18 protein-coding genes, 1 tRNA gene and 3 pseudogenes are annotated in these 16,435 nt (G+C 33.7%); 7 read left to right on the forward strand and 15 right to left on the reverse strand.

Annotated elements, in window-relative coordinates; genetic code table 11:
- Positions 1–57: 57 nt before the first annotated feature.
- On the forward strand, positions 58–690 hold the full coding sequence (locus BBI01_RS10110; RefSeq protein WP_065394542.1) for a hypothetical protein: 633 nt from the start codon (positions 58–60) through the stop codon (positions 688–690).
- Positions 691–726: 36 nt separating this feature from the next.
- On the opposite strand, the gene BBI01_RS10115 is transcribed toward BBI01_RS10110, so the two are convergent.
- Positions 727–1,095 carry a hypothetical protein gene (locus BBI01_RS10115; protein ID WP_065394827.1) on the reverse strand — a complete coding sequence of 123 codons (369 nt, stop codon included), beginning with the start codon at positions 1,093–1,095 and terminating at the stop codon, positions 727–729.
- Between the two features lie 366 nt (positions 1,096–1,461).
- On the opposite strand from BBI01_RS10115, the gene BBI01_RS10120 reads away from it, so the two are divergent.
- The 3 genes from BBI01_RS10120 to BBI01_RS10130 all read left to right on the forward strand — a co-directional run bounded on the left by BBI01_RS10120 (position 1,462) and on the right by BBI01_RS10130 (position 3,705).
- Positions 1,462–2,145, forward strand: coding sequence for a hypothetical protein (locus BBI01_RS10120; RefSeq protein WP_123862131.1), 684 nt, complete (start codon positions 1,462–1,464; stop codon positions 2,143–2,145).
- Between the two features lie 176 nt (positions 2,146–2,321).
- A complete protein-coding gene (locus BBI01_RS10125; RefSeq protein ID WP_065394544.1) occupies positions 2,322–2,768 on the forward strand; it encodes a DinB family protein in 447 nt (148 codons plus the stop codon).
- 25 nt (positions 2,769–2,793) lie between these two features.
- The gene (locus tag BBI01_RS10130) at positions 2,794–3,705 is read left to right on the forward strand and encodes a TolB family protein (RefSeq protein WP_065394545.1); all 912 of its coding nucleotides are present in this window, start codon (positions 2,794–2,796) and stop codon (positions 3,703–3,705) included.
- A 54-nt stretch (positions 3,706–3,759) separates the two neighbouring features.
- On the opposite strand, the gene BBI01_RS10135 is transcribed toward BBI01_RS10130, so the two are convergent.
- The 3 genes from BBI01_RS10135 to BBI01_RS22520 form a co-directional block, all read right to left on the reverse strand.
- Positions 3,760–4,638, reverse strand: coding sequence for a hypothetical protein (locus tag BBI01_RS10135; protein ID WP_123862132.1), 879 nt, complete (start codon positions 4,636–4,638; stop codon positions 3,760–3,762).
- Entirely contained in the window at positions 4,635–5,081 is a 447-nt protein-coding gene (locus tag BBI01_RS10140) for a hypothetical protein (RefSeq protein ID WP_065394547.1), read from the reverse strand. Before BBI01_RS10140 ends, BBI01_RS10135 begins: the two co-directional genes overlap by 4 nt.
- A 433-nt stretch (positions 5,082–5,514) precedes the next feature.
- Positions 5,515–5,691, reverse strand: coding sequence for a YodC family protein (locus BBI01_RS22520; protein ID WP_123862133.1), 177 nt, complete (start codon positions 5,689–5,691; stop codon positions 5,515–5,517).
- Positions 5,692–5,836: 145 nt separating this feature from the next.
- Here BBI01_RS22520 and BBI01_RS10145 point away from each other — a divergent pair.
- Positions 5,837–5,910, forward strand: a tRNA-Ala gene (locus BBI01_RS10145).
- A 31-nt stretch (positions 5,911–5,941) separates the two neighbouring features.
- On the opposite strand, the gene BBI01_RS22990 is transcribed toward BBI01_RS10145, so the two are convergent.
- The 11 genes and pseudogenes from BBI01_RS22990 to BBI01_RS10190 form a co-directional block, all read right to left on the reverse strand.
- Complete coding sequence (locus BBI01_RS22990) at positions 5,942–6,256, reverse strand: hypothetical protein (protein ID WP_065394548.1); 315 nt, start codon at positions 6,254–6,256, stop codon at positions 5,942–5,944.
- A gap of 21 nt (positions 6,257–6,277) precedes the next feature.
- Positions 6,278–6,334: pseudogene (locus BBI01_RS23220) on the reverse strand (hypothetical protein); the annotation flags it as partial.
- Positions 6,335–6,398: 64 nt separating this feature from the next.
- Positions 6,399–7,001, reverse strand: coding sequence for an SMI1/KNR4 family protein (locus BBI01_RS10155; protein WP_065394549.1), 603 nt, complete (start codon positions 6,999–7,001; stop codon positions 6,399–6,401).
- A gap of 58 nt (positions 7,002–7,059) precedes the next feature.
- A complete protein-coding gene (locus tag BBI01_RS10160; RefSeq protein ID WP_065394550.1) occupies positions 7,060–7,674 on the reverse strand; it encodes an SMI1/KNR4 family protein in 615 nt (204 codons plus the stop codon).
- A 101-nt stretch (positions 7,675–7,775) separates the two neighbouring features.
- On the reverse strand, positions 7,776–8,201 hold the full coding sequence (locus BBI01_RS10165; protein WP_065394551.1) for a hypothetical protein: 426 nt from the start codon (positions 8,199–8,201) through the stop codon (positions 7,776–7,778).
- An 11-nt stretch (positions 8,202–8,212) separates the two neighbouring features.
- On the reverse strand, positions 8,213–8,479 hold the full coding sequence (locus tag BBI01_RS22530) for a hypothetical protein (protein ID WP_065394552.1): 267 nt from the start codon (positions 8,477–8,479) through the stop codon (positions 8,213–8,215).
- Between the two features lie 171 nt (positions 8,480–8,650).
- Positions 8,651–8,710 (reverse strand): annotated as a pseudogene (locus BBI01_RS23070) (hypothetical protein); the annotation flags it as partial.
- 54 nt (positions 8,711–8,764) lie between these two features.
- Positions 8,765–9,202 (reverse strand): hypothetical protein, encoded by a 438-nt coding sequence (locus BBI01_RS10175; protein WP_065394553.1) that lies wholly within the window; start codon positions 9,200–9,202, stop codon positions 8,765–8,767.
- Positions 9,203–9,207: 5 nt separating this feature from the next.
- A complete protein-coding gene (locus BBI01_RS10180) occupies positions 9,208–10,836 on the reverse strand; it encodes a Hint domain-containing protein (RefSeq protein ID WP_083190069.1) in 1,629 nt (542 codons plus the stop codon).
- A gap of 4 nt (positions 10,837–10,840) precedes the next feature.
- Positions 10,841–11,647, reverse strand: a complete 807-nt coding sequence (locus BBI01_RS10185; RefSeq protein ID WP_065394554.1) for a hypothetical protein — start codon at positions 11,645–11,647, stop codon at positions 10,841–10,843.
- A gap of 4 nt (positions 11,648–11,651) precedes the next feature.
- On the reverse strand, positions 11,652–13,772 hold the full coding sequence (locus BBI01_RS10190) for a type VI secretion system Vgr family protein (RefSeq protein WP_083190070.1): 2,121 nt from the start codon (positions 13,770–13,772) through the stop codon (positions 11,652–11,654).
- A 929-nt stretch (positions 13,773–14,701) separates the two neighbouring features.
- On the opposite strand from BBI01_RS10190, the pseudogene BBI01_RS23195 reads away from it, so the two are divergent.
- Positions 14,702–14,923 (forward strand): annotated as a pseudogene (locus tag BBI01_RS23195) (hypothetical protein); the annotation flags it as partial.
- Positions 14,924–15,378: 455 nt separating this feature from the next.
- Complete coding sequence (locus BBI01_RS10210; protein ID WP_065394558.1) at positions 15,379–16,407, forward strand: LLM class flavin-dependent oxidoreductase; 1,029 nt, start codon at positions 15,379–15,381, stop codon at positions 16,405–16,407.
- Positions 16,408–16,435 lie beyond the last annotated feature (28 nt).

Raw genomic sequence — 16,435 nt, forward strand, 5'->3', positions numbered from 1 at the left:
TATGTTAAAATTTTGATTTACATTATTTATTGCTATATTTGAATTCAATTTTGCAATATGGCAACATATGAAAGTATAATTAAGATCAAAGGAGCTGTAGGCGACCTTGTTTTTTATAATCTGAATGGAAAAAATGTTGTTCGGAAGAAAAGCGGGTTCAATAAAGCAGCTTTTAAAAAAAATCCTTCCTATGAAAAAGTAAGACAAAACAGTTCGGAATTCGGACATTGCTCCAAAGTGGGAAAAATTATACGAAACAGTCTTTCTGCATATATTAAAAAAGCTGGTGATCCTCTACTCTATCAGAAATTCGCAAAGCTAATGACGGAAATAAAGGATTTGGATACTGTTTCTGAGCGAGGAAAACGAACTGTTGAAAATGGATTACAAACCGAAGCTGGAAAAAAACTTCTGAGAGAGTTTCAGTTTGGAGAAGTAGAAAATTTGGTAAATGTTCTTGAAATTCAGAATCAGTTTCTTATGCTAAAAAAGAGTGATATTGCAGCTACTGTTTTCTTTTCTACAATAAAACTGAATTGGGAAACTTATACTACTGAATATACTGAAGAGAAAATTATTCTGGATCAGCAATATAATCCTTTTAAAATACAATTTGTAAGCAAAGGTTTACTGCATTTTGCTGTACTAAAAGATGATAATAATGAAATTACCCATATGGGATTTTTATAAAAAAGAAAAGTCTGCAATTCTGCAGACTTTTCTTTTTTATTTCTTGTCACCTTTCCAGGTACCATATTGAGCAGGTGTCGGAAGTGAATTGGACCAGCTTCCGTTTCCTTTTTTATCTGGATTCAGTTTTCCTTTGAACTCTCCTTTTGATGGTAATCCTACTGTTCCATTAAGATCTCCTGTATTATTTAAAGTTCCGGAAATATTATAGTTTTCATTACTAACCTCGGAATGCATTGTTCCTGACACTTTACCTGTATTGTCTACCACAAAGTTCCAGACTCCTTTATCAGCACCTTCATAAGTTCCTGACCATGTTCCTATATAATCATAAATCGTTTCATCGTCAGAGCTGCAACCGATAAATAAAAATCCTGTTAATAAAAGTAAAAAAAGTTTCTTCATAGTTTCAGTAGTTTTATAACTAAAAATCCTGTTATCTCCTGTTACAGAGAATGAGTTTAATAAGTATTTATTTTTTGTTCCGTGCAAATCTACTAATTTTTTAATTCAAATTATCTGAATTTTAATTAGTCGTCAATATATTTATTAAAAACAAACATATTCCAGCTAAAATACAAATATTTCCTAAACAAATTCGTCAATTTTAAAACACTAATAATACTTTTAAACATTTAGTGAAAATTTTTCATTATTTAATTCAATTTGCAATATCACTCAACAGCATTAAGTATATTTAATACTGATATTTTACGCTATCAACAATATTTCTTACCTTAGTGAAAAATTAATCGTATTCAAAATTTCACCATGAAAACAAAGACTTTTTTGTTATCAGCGCTTACTTTTTGTAGTTGTGTAAGCGCACAAGTGGGGATTAATACCTCCACTCCTACTAAAACCTTAGATGTAAATGGCTCTGTAAGAGTAAGAGACTTATCAAACCCTGATAAAATGATTGTTGTAGCAGATACACAAGGGGAACTCTCATTAATCTCACCTTCTGAAGTTTTATCTCCAAAAGCAATATTAAACAATTCTTCATCTGCTGCTGAGCAAAGGGCAGTAATATATGAAGGAAAATGTTTCCAGCCTGGCGATAATTCTTCTTCCTGTACTGTTTCTCTAAATCATTACACCTCATGTACAAACTTTGAAACTCCTATCCATACACAAATTGTAATAGGACAGGAAATTCTTTCAGGTAATGGTAATTTCTCCGGGATATGGAGAGCTAATTACATTGATAATAAAGGATATACGAATACAACGCCTATTCTTAATCAGGTTGCTCCTAGTTATCCAATCATTCATCATCCAAGTCCTAATTTAGCACGTTATCAGGGAAGTGGAGATTTTGCAGGACAATGTACTGCTGATCTTGTAACTACCATTACTCCAGCCACAGGTAATGTAAAGATAGAGTCTGTAAAACGCAGTATGTATTCGCACTTAGTGTATCTACTTTCAGTTGCACGATCAAGAAGTTTATAATAAAAATATTTACAAAAGAGCCACAATGATTTGTGGCTCTTTTATTATGGAGTTTAAAGATTTATTTTTTTTCAATAAGTAGTCTTTTTAATCTTTATTAGGAAAGTTTCTGCTATACTCTTTTGGGTTTTTACACCAATTCTTATATTAGTATCATTAAAACTATTTGTATAACCATGGTCATAGAAAGTCTTACATCTCTTTACCAACGCGATTTGGATAGATTAAAGAATGAAATAGAAGCTTATCAACAGGAAAATAATCTTTGGAAAACAGATCAAAAAGTTACCAACTCAGCCGGAAATCTTTGTCTTCATTTAATTGGTAATCTTAATCAATTTATTGGAGCTCAGCTTGGAAACACAAACTATGTCCGACAAAGAGAATTGGAATTTTCAACAAAAGATGTTCCCAGAATTGAACTTATAGAAAAGATTAAAGAAACTGCAATTGTTGTGGATAATGTTCTCAATCATCTTACTGAAGAGGATCTGAATAAAGAATATTCACGGGCTCCGGGTGAAGAGAAAATGTCAACTACTTATTTTCTGATTCATTATTTAGCACATCTGGATTATCATTTAGGGCAGATTAATTTCCATAGAAGATTGCTTGATATTTAAATGCTATTTTAAAATAAATATGATAATGAAAATAGGAATATCTTTAATTGCTGTGCTTTTTACCACCAGCTTTATATCCGGACAAAAAACAGAGGTTGTAAGTCCACATTTGGATAAATTTCAGAATATACGTGAATTTTATATCACTCCTGATGAGAATGAAGCCTATTTTACAGTACAAAGTCCTGGACAGGACCTTTCACAAATTGTATATGTAAAAAACAAAAAGTGGAAAGACCCGATATTATTGCCATTTTGTGATGGTTATTCTTATTTGGAACCTTTTTTATCAAACGATGGGAAAAGACTTTATTTTGCCTCAGACCGACCAAAATATGAATCAGAAATGAAGAAAAGTGATTTTGACATCTGGTATGTGGAACGGGAAAACAGGAATGAAAAGTGGTCCAAACCAATAAATATGGGACCCAATGTAAATAGTGAAAATAATGAGTTCTATCCTACTCTTTCTGATAATAATAATCTATATTTTACAATGGAAGCAAAAAGTGGGTTGGGAAAAGATGATATCTATTATTGTAAATGGAATGGTAAAGAATATTCTCAACCTGTTTTACTCAATAATAATATTAACAGTGATGGGTACGAGTTCAATGCATTTATTTCTAAAGATGAAAATATACTGATCTATACAAAATATAATGCTAAAGACGGATTAGGAAGCGGCGATTTATATCTTGCTAAAAAAGATAATTCAGGTGAATGGCAAAAAGCACAAAATATGGGAAATAGTATCAATACAAAATATATGGAATACTGCCCTTTTTACAATAATCAAACGGGAACCCTTTATTTTACCAGCAGAAGAAATAGTCTTACTCCAAACAAATTTAAAAGTCTGGAAGATTTTCAAGGATATATTTCATCCGGAGAAAATGGATTGAGTAAAATATACAAAACCGTTATAAAACTATAACAATCTAAAATAGCCATGCGCTTTTACATGGCTATTTTTATTGAAAATATTCTTTTATTTTTTCTTACCAATATTCAAGCTCACCAGCCAAAATTGTTGTTCCGCTAATCCTTTCATGGGATCTGAACCATAATTAAAGCTGCCTCCGATAGAGATATTTACAGGCTCATTAACAATGAAAATATCAGCTCCAGCTTTGAAAAGATCTGTATAATCTTCTTTATACTCTGAAGTGTTTACAGCATCTACCCTTCCTGTATAATCTAAACTCAATCGGATAAAAGGTTTTCCGGAATCATTCATGAATTGGTATTGTGCTCCCAATATATAAAGAGGTCTTATAATAAAACCTTTGGCATCTTTATCTTTTGCATTGAAAATTCCCTGAATCTGCGTACCTCCGTAAAGGGTCAGCAACAATTCTCTTTTTCCTTTATTGAATTTTGTTTCAGTATTCAGGTTCAACCCTTCTTCACCTCGTTTATACCAGCTGAAAAGTACTGTTGATGTTAAAGAGTTTTTTGTTCCCACAGCGTCATAAACATATCTTCCATCAGCATTGATATACAAAGCACTGTTTGCATTCGGAGTCAATTTTTCTACCATCCCGTAGCCTACCTGAAGATTATCCTGTTTTTTTTCGGTTAACGTATTTTTATGATATTCCAACATAATCTTTGAGATCCCGGTTTCTGAAGAGTCCCATTTGTAACCTAATCCCAGATTGATCAACCATGATGATGGTGCATTTTTAGGAAATGTGAGCATAAACTGAGCTGGTTTCTCTTTCTTTTCAGCTGTTTCCATTGATTCACTGATCAGGATATGCTTCCAAAATGCTGATTCACTCGTTTTTTTCTCTTCCGGTTCTTCCTGTGCCTGTAATGAAGTGCAAAACATGAGTGCAAATATTGTAATGGGTAACTTTTTCATTTCACATTAACTTTAGTGGGTGAAACATCGCTAACTTTTCTTACAAGCTCAACACAGTTTTTTACTTTTGCACATGCTCTTACTTCTTTCCGTAACAGCTTACGGGCAGACGCATTGTGACCCTTTGCAATTTTATTAAAGGAAGCGGTAAGATCATTATAATTCTCAGGATCACTAAAGCCATAAGCAGACATATCAATGTTATCATCAACTGTCAACGGATCTGTGTCTCTGTCTCCATATACCAACAGAATAGCTCTTTTTACCTGATAGGCAATTGTTGCTGTACTATTCTGATAATCGGAAACTTCAACCAAAAATTTACTCAGCTTCATATTCTTAACTTTTATGGCTGGATTGGTCTTCTCAAATTTCTTGACCGCTTTCATAAGGTTATCAAATGACTGCGGATGTACTTTAATAAATTGATTTTTTCTACTCATGATTTTTGTTTTTATGGTTAATGAAATATCAAATCAGTACTATGACATTGTAATACTTAAACAAGCTGATACAACTAAAAAATGAAAAATCATTTTAGCTCTTTATTTTCGTTACGGCACAATTGATGTAAAAAAAGATGAGGTAATGTAACAAAGCGTATGACTGACTATATCGTACACTCTATATTTATCCGGTGTTGACATAATTCGGTTACTAGTTTTGGATGCCTACTCTATTTAATACGGTTTTCGGCATTCCCGATATAGAAAAAAGCGAAGTTTTTGAATTCGTTTAGATATTAATAATCTTAAATAGAATGTAGAAAACAACTTAATTCTATGTAATAAATCTACGACTTTTTCTACTTTGGTGAAAAAGTTTCAACAATTATTTGTTAAATAAAACAGCCCCTGAAACGGGGCTGTTTTTATATTAATCTCTATCATATTTTACCAAAGTATCTCTATGAAATTCACCTATTTGCAAAATTTCTTGAGAAAACCAAATACATTCTAAATATTCTGGACCTCTCATTCCGATGTCATTGATGGTCATTATGGTTCTTGCATCTGATTTTAAGTAGACCGTATCTCCTATTTTTAATTCCATTCGTATTGAGTTTAAAAGTTAATATCAAATATAGGAAAATTGGGACTTATTTTATACTCAATTGTTTATAAAACTGCTGAAAATAAAATTTAAACAAAACATTTGCATATATCATATAAATACTTACTTTTGTACCGCTTCATATGGGGGATTGGCGCAGTTGGCTAGCGCGTTTGACTGGCAGTCAAAAGGTCACGGGTTCGAATCCCGTATTCTCCACTGGTGTAATTGAATGGTAGTTTTGGAGGGCCTAACTTAGATTTACTTGCGGCATTACTATAATCCGTAGTATAATTAGCATTTTGTTTTGTTCAGCTATTGCCCAAGGTTTAGTATCCAAAGGATTTCTTAAAGATTTGTTCCAATCTTCTACAAATTTAGCCTCAATAGCTACATTTTTTCCATTAATAACAGCAACATTATCAGCAACACCGTTTACTAATAGCCCATCAACTATCGCAGTATATTGTCTTGAATTAAAATTTGCAGCTCCCCCATATAAATCTTGAATATCATCTTCGTATTGCTGTGCTTTATCTATAGCTCTATATCTACCATTATGCACCAGAATCCCATCCTCGGTTAAATAATAGTTTTCATTATCCTCAATATCAAAATTATAAACTTCTTTAGCAAGAAATATTAGGAAAAAAAGCTATTCACATGAACAGCTTTGATAAGGACAACAATTTGTATTCAATAAGATTTTATACTATATTTTTAAATTTATCTATTGGTGGTAAACCTACTTTCTTTCTTTTCATATTAATTTGTTCGAGCTCATCATCTGAAAGAGGTATTTCATCGGAATCGTCATCTACTTTGATGAAAAAATTATCAATAAAATCATGCAATGTGTCCGCTAAAAAGTAATCATCCTCTTCATTATCACTTTCATGGTACCAATAATATATATTTCCGAAAGAATCTTCTTCTAAAGAATAATAAATAATATCACCTGGATATCCTTCAAATAAGGGAAAAAACCTAGCAGTAATCTGGTTTGGTGAAAAATATTGATTTATTATTGAGCCTACACCTTTATTTGAATCATCCCATCCGAATATTGTTCCAATTTCTATCTCTCCTGATTGTAAAAACCCCGACTTAATATCGTTTTTTGCATAAACATCGTTATTAAACCTACTGTTGCCAAATTTGGAAACAAATTCAATAATCTCAAGATCAGGAATTTTACCCATTATTGAATTTACAATAGATAAAGATTTATCTATTGATGATTCTAAATCTTCATTGCTTATATATTTAACACCACCTAAATCTTCAATTTTATCAAATAAGTTGTTCATGACTTTAATTTACACAATTACGGCACTATACGCCAGACAGCATCCTAACTATTATCAATTACTTTATGATTGGAGGAAGCCCCTTTTTAATAAGCCGTTTATTAACTTGCGTAATTGTCTCATCATCAAATTCTTTTAATTTCTCAACAGAAAGGAAATCTTCCCAAATAACCTCATCTAGCTTTTTTTCTTTTATTACATCTCCGTAAAGATTTGTTAGAACTTCAGTAAAACTATCTGCTACATAATCTAAGTAATAATAGTCGAATTCGTTTTCATGATCTTCAATAACGAGTTCTTTATCCTCAATAATGAATTTCTGTTCATGGTCCCACCTTAAAACTTTGGGATCGTTTTTACTTTCTCTATAGTCGAAACAGAGGAAATTACCACCAGGATCCATCGTTATAGGAAAAACATCAGTTGGTATTTTGTTTTTTATCTCCTCATATAGCGAAATGATATTTTCATCTGCATCGAGATTGAAGTTTAAAATTTCACCAAATGCCTTTGCTTTCTCCCTAGATGTATCAATAGTATTTGGAGTTGGCATCGCAGCATTGTGTTCCAGAACTATTTTTTTGTAATCTTCAGGAAATTTAATTCCAAAGCTATTCTCTACCTCTGAAATTGACATAGGATTTTTTAATTGTTTTTCGTAAAGCCAATTCATGTTTTATTAAATCAAAATTACGTCACTTTCCACTGCATGGAGTGCATCATCTTTAATGTAGCCCCTCCAGTACTAATTTATTAAAAAATTTAATTTGTTGCTTATTTGAAATTTATATCAATTTTTTTTGGATTAGTGTTGCTTTCTATTATTTTTTCTAAAGTTCCAGATTGTTGTTTAATAATTATAGCTCGCAACGCATTAAAAGAAGAGAACAAAACACCACTTTCGCTTCCGTAATCAATTACAGGTTTATTAAAAAATATAGATTTCTTGTTTGTATCAAGAATCCAGTTTCCTCCATAGATGTGCCTAAACAATTCCCCCAAATAACATGCCCCATCATAATAATCATTATCTTCAACTTTAATGTTATTCTCCAAAATATACTTTTCAAATTTTTCAATAGAGTTTTTTTCAAAATCAATATCGTATCCTTTTGAATTTATTCTTTTTATAAAATTCTGCACTATTTCGTCTAAATGAAATATGAAATTTTCAAACTTTTCGTTATCTGTAGTCTTCATTTAATGTAATTTTATGGTATTTGACTTCCTATTTTATATTTTATTCCAAGTTCGTCTAATTTATCTAAAAAAGGTTTGGAAGCCCCTCCTTCTAATATATATTCAACAGTATATTGTTGTTCAACAAGCCAGGCATCCTTTTCCAAATCTATCTTTGCTTGTTCACAATGATAAACCTTACCTGTTTTGAGTTGTCCTATATACATATCATCACCTTTATAAATGTCGATCTGTCTATTACTGGTAGGAGTTTTAAAAACTTTATTCTCTCCGTTCATTGCATCTCGATATTCAGCTTCTCTCTTTAAGCCATAAGAATTATTTTGTATACAAACATCATATTTTTTACTCCATGCGTTATAATCCAGATCTCCTTTATAATCTTCCCATCTTTGAGCTTTATGTTCTGGTGAACCAGGTATTAAGTAATCAGTTGTATACCCATTATGTACCAGAATTCCATTTTCGGTAACATAATAGTTCTCATTATCCTCAATATCAGAATTATAAACTTTTTCGTAATGAGGTAAAAAATTAGACTGTCATAACAGACAGTCTAATTTTTATAATATTTTTTCTTTTTCTACAGGAGTGTTGGACTTTATTAAATTACCTGTTTCATCATAAAAATTATAACGTTCAAACTGACAATCTTCTAATTTATATTTTTCTCCATTAAGTATAGAAAAATATTTTCCATCCTTAATTTCCCCTATATTTAGATCAAGTATTACTATCCCTTTTTCAATCTGTTGCCTCCATCCAATTAAATCTTTTGAATAGGATAACCCATAAAAGTGCTTGTTATCCGGAGTAATTATAATAAAATTCTCACTTAAAACACCACCTGTTTTGGGGATTAAAGGTGAATTGGCAGATGCAATTATATTAACAAAATTATCTTTTGTAATTTTTCCATTACCACTTTGAATATAAATGTATCTGTACTCTCTAAAATCAAATTCTTCTTTTCCTGGAAGAATCACATTTTCTATTTTCATAATAATTAAGGTGTTATTTCAAATCTTACGTTAGTAATACCATTTTGACTAAAGACCTGTGAATAATGATCTGCCAATTCTTGGCTATTTGTGTGATATATAACTTCATCAAAAGCATTAGAATATTTTTTTGCTTGGTCAAGCATTTTGTTTTGTTCAGCTATTGCCCAAGGTTTAGTATCCAAAGGGTTTCTTAAAGACTTGTTCCAATCTTCTACAAATTTAGCCTCAATAGCTACATTTTTTCCATTAATAATAGCAACATTATCAGCAACACCGTTTACTAATTGCCCATCAACTATCGCAGTATATTGTCTTGAATTAAAATTTGCAGCTCCCCCATATAAATCTTGAATATCATCTTCGTATTGCTGTGCTTTATCTATAGCTCTATATCTACCATTATGTACCAGAATCCCATCCTCGGTTACATAATAATTTTCATTATCCTCAATATCAAAATTATAAACTTTTTCGTAATGAGGCAAGACTTCCACGCTGATAACTGTTGTATAATCTCCACCTTTTAAATGCAATAGATCTCCGGCTTTAAGGCTTCCGGCTTCTATCCATTCATCATTACAGAAGAAGCGGTGTTCAGGTGTTACACGTACGAATTCTCCGGTAGGTAACTCAATAGTAAGCATTTGCTGGGTAAATCTTTCATGTTTTACCAGAATTGGTTTATATTCCTGTTGTTTGGTCGTTTCATTGTACGTTAGTACAAAATCCCCTTCATTAAGATTTTCGATGTTCTGTACTCCATCTGGTGTATGAACTTTTGTTCCTGCAGGAAAACACGATTTTGTTGCCCCATGAGCCGCAAAAATTCCTAAAACAAGACTTATTCCGCTTTCTTTAAGTTTATCAAGTACATCTTTATCGCTGCTCCAGATGTTATATTGGTCATAATAAGCTCCACCGATTCCCAAGCCCCGCAACCATTTGCACGCTGTAGGAAGGTTTTTAAAGCCCTTAAAAGTAAACTGTTCAATCAATTCCTTTTTGGCTGCATTTCCAAAGCTCTGCAGAGCAGCTTGTCCTCCTGCCCTTAGCGCCGCCATCCCGCCTCCTTCAGCCGCCGCAGCCGCCATTGCTCCTTCTCCTGCTATTGCCCCCATACCTCTTCCGGCAAGAAAACCAAATGCAAAGTTGGCTGCATGACCTAGATTGGTGAGAGCTGCGCTTCCCCATGCTTCCCAAACTGTTTCTTTTGGTGTAACCTGACCGCCCTCTTGGGGACAATCCATTATAGAATTAAGGGTAAGTGTTTTTTTATTTTCTATGGTAAACCTTTCTGCGGTTTGGGTCCATACACGACTATCCGCTGCCATTTTACACTTTATAATTCCGGCCACAACTGCTAATGCAAGAGCCGCTGCAATTATCAACGCCATTGCCCAGCCAGGTCCAGGAACCAAACAGCAACAGACCAGACCTGCAATTAGCCCTGCTGTAAAAGCAGTATTTCCGAGACAGACAAAGTTGTTGCCTTTCTGGGTATCTTTTTCAGTAGCGGCTTTGCTACCGCTAAACTTAACAAAATTCTGACTGCTTACTTTCACTTGCATTGGGGCAACTCCCTTAGTGCAGACTAGATAATGTTGTTCCGTAAGGTACTGTTCTTCTTCCATACTTTTACAGTTCTAAATGAGTATCCATATAGCAATGATAGTAGAAAAACTCTCCCAGCTTCTCAGTAATGGTAAAATCTGATTTTAGCATTATCCTATCATCATACAGATATTTACCTTTTACCTGATATTCGGGATGCATATAATTGTCTTTCGCAAACTCACGGAGTCTTCGGATGATTTTTTCATCACGGATCATTTTTCCCTCCGCATTCCATTCATCAAATCCCTGTTCTGTTTCTTTCTCAGACACGGAAAGATTAATGGGAATAACAACTCCAGCTCCGAATCTATCCATATCTTCTCTTTTGAGATAGCTTTTGGAACCTTCCTGTATAGGCTCCTTTCCGAAAATATAGAAGAACTGATAGATAAAATGGATATAACGTATGCTTTTTATTTCCATTTCTTCATTGGTCAATTCATATTCCTTAGCCCTAATAATTTCGTAAGCTTCAATAGGATGTGCATTATTGAGCCATTCTTTTACACCTTTCCACTTTTCACGGATCATATCTCCGTTATAGATCTTGGCAATTTCTCCCTTTTTATTAATACCAACCTCCAGAGTACTGTAGATACTACATACTTTATTGGTCATTTCAGTAATCTGAACAATTAAAGGATCTTCATACATTTCCAAATCATAATCTGTTTCCGTAATCTCAAAAATATGATAGTCTTCATCCGGATCTTTTCCTTTATATATCACGGACGTTTTAATATTAATCTTATAATCACTATCCAGACTATGTACTTTAGTTTTCCCGATTATAGCAGTATTGTACTGATATTCTTTTCCAATGTCCATCCTCCTACTTATTAATATTAACTTTTTTACCGTTTATCTGAACTTCTGTTCCTCCCGATATCTGGACTTCTTTTCCACCTATTTTATTACTGTTTTTCCCTGAAAGAGCAAGGCTGTCTTTGGCGTCTACCTTAATTTCTTTACCGTTTATAGTAATCTTGCCTTCCTTATCAATGATTACAGTACTGGCTCCAACTACAATTTTAAATTCAGTATTCGCAGTTAGAGAAACTTTTCCGTTTTTATCCATCTGAAGAACAGAAGCATCTCCTACATTGATCATATTGGTATTTCCTGCTCTTACTGTATTATCATTCCCTACATTTACTTCTTTGTTCTTATTGGCGTTAGTGGTTGCATTTCCTGCTCCGTCAAAGAACATGCTTGCACCCCCTTGATCTTTAAGGTTCATAGATCCGGCTCCATTGTCATACTTTAGCTCGGCACCGCTTCTTCCACTAAAGCTCATGATATTATTTCCTGTCCCGCCACCGGATCCAATACCACCATGGTACATTCCGCCCATAACAAAAGGTCGGTCAGGATGAAGATGAACAAAATTGACAATTACCTGATCTTCAACCTCGGGAACAGACATAAATCCTCTGTTTTTACCTACTTTTTCACTGCTTCCAGCATCGGGAGACATTACACGGATAAATTCTGTGGTATCCTGCCCACCTTGCCAGTCAAGCTGAACCTGCACTCGTCCCTGATTTTCCGGATCTGTATTGGAAATTACTTTTCCGAATTGAGGTTCTGCCACCGGAACCACAAACTCAGGTCTTGGAATAAACCCTGTATCGGATGCAATTGCCTGAAAAGAACCATCATAATATCCTCTGGCATCCACTTCATGAGTTACTTCTATCAGCATGAGTTTTGTAAAATACTCGGTCTCATTAGTATCTGTTTTCCGCATTTCTATATCTGCAATACAACCAGGATAAAGAAACGGAACTGTTGTATTTCCTGATGTAATGAAAACTTGTGATGCGTTACTTCCCGCGGTTCCTTTTTGGGAAGCATCAATATCCATAAATGATGATGCTTTAATAGGTGCTATTCTTAATGAGGGGGTTTGAAAGGTTTTTTCTGAAATTTCATAAGCCCGTTTGGCTATATCTGAAGTATGATTGATCTTTGAACTTCCTCCTTTAAATTTTTCATTTTTACTGCTATTGTATCCATAAAATGAAGGAGTAACATGCTGAGCCTTCATTTTGATTTTCACATCAGTCAGGTTACTTCCATAAGTAAGCATTATAGGCTTCTCCTGTGGTGGTAATTGTCCGAAATGTAAAACTTCTCCATCGTAAAAGAATTGTTCACCGTAAGCTTCAGCTATTCTGGCAAGGTAATTATAATGTGTTTCTTCGTATTGACAACTGTAGGAAACATTTCCGTGTCTTGCATCCACTCTGAAATCAAATTTACCTTGTCCCAATCCTTCTTTAATAACTTCCGAAGCAATACTGTTTAAGCTCATAGGCTGCCCGCCACCAAAACTTTGAATATGAGGAGCTGCATCTAATAAGACCGTTGGACTACATCCCGAAAGTACAAGGTTTCCAAGACTTCCTTTTTCCTGACTGAAACCAACTTCGGTAATTACTCCTACAAAGTTTCGTTCAGGACCTTCTTCCACATCTTTATATTTAAATACAACAGTAATTCTTTTGCCTAAGAAATTCTGTATCGTTTCAAGATTATGGTTTTCTGCCTTTCCCAGAGTATCGTGGGCTAGTATTAACTCAAATTCATGATGCTTTGTTGCACTTTGTGTGAGCTTGAAATGCTTAAAATACTTTATTGGAGTGCCTTCAACATGAATGTCCAGCTTCACAACACGATTGATCCCAGCAATTGCGTTCGATGGAATCGTCTCTGCTTTATAAATTTTTGAAGTAGGCTGCTTTGACCAAACCTTTTCTTTAATAATAGTGGACTCATTGGGTAATAATGGCTGATTGAGGATTTGTTTACCTGTATTAGCTATATTTTTTACCTGTGAAGTAACATGCTGAACATCCGGAATGTTCACTTTTTCTTTTATAGAGTCTACAAAATCTGGTTTGTCTGAATGTATTCCCGTTTTGGGAAGCTTTTTATCATCTTTAAACATGATATAATTTTTTCAGTTGTGTAAAATATGGTAATGATTGAGACCAGCTGGCTTAAATAACAGACAATAGTTTACCGGTCTCATGGTAAGGCTAATAATTAACTGTTATGAGCTAGGCATTATTAAATTTCTCTGAGAAAGAAATTATGCATTAAGTACAAGGATGTACTTCTTCAGAAGTTGGGTTCTGTTTTTTTTCATAAGTTTTTTTAGTGATTTGGTACTTGCAATATATATCGTTTAGAATTCACGACAAAATGAAATAGAAATTATTTTAAAAAGTGTCGTAGTTCTACGACTCTAAGTTTAAAAATAAAATAAACAACTACTTATCAGACATTTATATTATTGCAATATTGTTTATAATACTTCCTTTAACGTTATTGATAGAAAAAAATTAAGAGATATCAAAATAAATAATATTATTAAATATAAGCCAGATATAAAACTGAATCCGATGAAGAAAGATTAAATATAAAAGCGTCTTCATTGGTGTTTCTTTACTTTAATATCTATATATTCAATGAAATTTACCCGTTTTGACTTCTAATAAACTTTGTGTTTCAGTTATATTATTTTCATAGATATGTGCATTTCCTAAAAATGAAGTTATAGTTTTTACTTTTTTAGATATCCTAAGTAGAAAAGAGCGCTACGCTTTAAATGATCTAAGAACGATAACTAAAGAAGCTGAAGAGTTATTAAAACTAGTTAAAATGAGTAAAACAGTGGGTTAATACCTGATTTTGTGGTAAAAGCAAAAACAACGATATGAAAACTTCAATATCTTTCAGAAAAACAGTAATGTTAAGAACATATCATATAATGGAAGAAACAGGTAAGAATTGGGCTGATTGCATTCGTAAAGTCAGAATTAATAAAGCGATGCATCGGGGTGAGGTAACGTTTTATTTCGAGAAAGCTGGGGCGAAATTAGAAAGGCTACTGACAATTTGAAAATTGATTACGAATTTAAGACCCAAAAACCACCAAACCCAAAAGTATTTACGTATTTTTATGTAGATATAAATGACTTTAGATGTTTCAAAATCGCTAACTTTATCGGTCTGGCAGCTGGTGTAGCAGCGCACCCGGGAGACGGTGGTATGGCAGCATTGGGGAATGTGATATTTAATTCGCTTGGATTATAGATTTAAAAATTTCATTAGAAATATTTAGCATTCCGGTATTTCCTGGGTGTGCCGACACACCAGCAACGGTCCATTTTGATCTATCAGATCTATTGGGATCTTTAGCAGCTGTATTGGCTTTGTTCTTGGAAATACTGGAAATGTTTATGAATATTGAATTTGATTTTAAAGCAATTTTTTCTGACAACTAAATACAAAAGTGACTAACAGTACAATTAAAAGTTTTTTCATAGAATAAAATAAAATCTCCGGTTACAACTTCTTAAAATTTATTTTATTTGTTACAGTGATTACTGTTTACCATAATTTTCGTCAACGTTATTAGCTTATATTTACATTTCAATAATTATAATAAACCAACTTTTCTTGATGTAGATCATTGTTTTAAAGCAGTAAAAAAAGGAAATTTGATGATCTTTTCAATAACAGAAAGTGAAAAGACTAAATCAATTAGTATGGAAATAGGAATAGACAGTTTTATTGCTACCGGTGCGTATGATGGCGGATTGCGCCCGGAAGAAAATATGGTAGCCATGGAGAATTTGTTGTCAAAGATAGAATTTGCAGATCAGGTCGGATTGCATGTCTTTGGGCTAGGAGAACATCATAGAAAAGAATTTTTAGATGAATCTCCTGCAGTAATATTGGCAGCCGCTGCAGCCAGAACTAAAAATATTCGGCTGACAAGTGCTGTTACTGTACTCAGTGCTGCTGATCCTGTAAGAGTATTTCAGGAATATGCAACATTAGATATTATTTCTAAAGGTCGGGCTGAGATCGTAGCCGGAAGAGGATCATTTATTGATGCATTTCCTTTATTTGGATTCAATACTAAGGACTATGATGCACTTTTCGAGGAAAAAATCAAATTGCTTCTTGAAATCCGTGATAATGAAACTGTGAGCTGGAGCGGTAAATTCCGTCCTGAACTGAAACAACAGGCAGTATATCCGAGACCAGTACAAGACCAGTTGCCAGTTTGGATAGGAGCGGGAGGAACTCCCCAATCTTTTATAAGGGCTGGAATTCTCGGAGTTCCATTGATGGTAGCCGTTATCGGAGGCGAAACCCATCGCTTTCGCCCATTAATAGATTTGTATTATGAAGCTGGAGAAAAAGCCGGACATCCCCGGGAAAAGCTTAAAGTCGGATTACATTCACTGGGTTTTGTGGCAGATACGACTTCTAAAGCAAAAAACATTTATTTTCCGGGGTATCAGGAAATGATGGGGAAAATTGGTAAGGAGAGAGGGTGGGCTACACCTACACGGGAAATGTTTGAAGTTCAGGCCGAGCCGACTGGTGCTTATGTTATTGGGGATCCGGATGAAGTTGCAGAAAAGATTCTACGACATAGTGAAGCATTAGGTGGTATCTCAAGATTTACTTTTCAGATGGATAATCCGGGCTTAAGCAAAGAGGATATATTCAGAGCCATTGAGTTAATAGGAACAAAGGTTATTCCTATTGTGAACCGATTCTGATTATTTTATGATTGCCCGGATCGGATTC

Origin of the sequence: Chryseobacterium artocarpi, from assembly GCF_001684975.1 — a bacterium.
Classification (GTDB): Bacteria; Bacteroidota; Bacteroidia; order Flavobacteriales; family Weeksellaceae; genus Chryseobacterium; species Chryseobacterium artocarpi.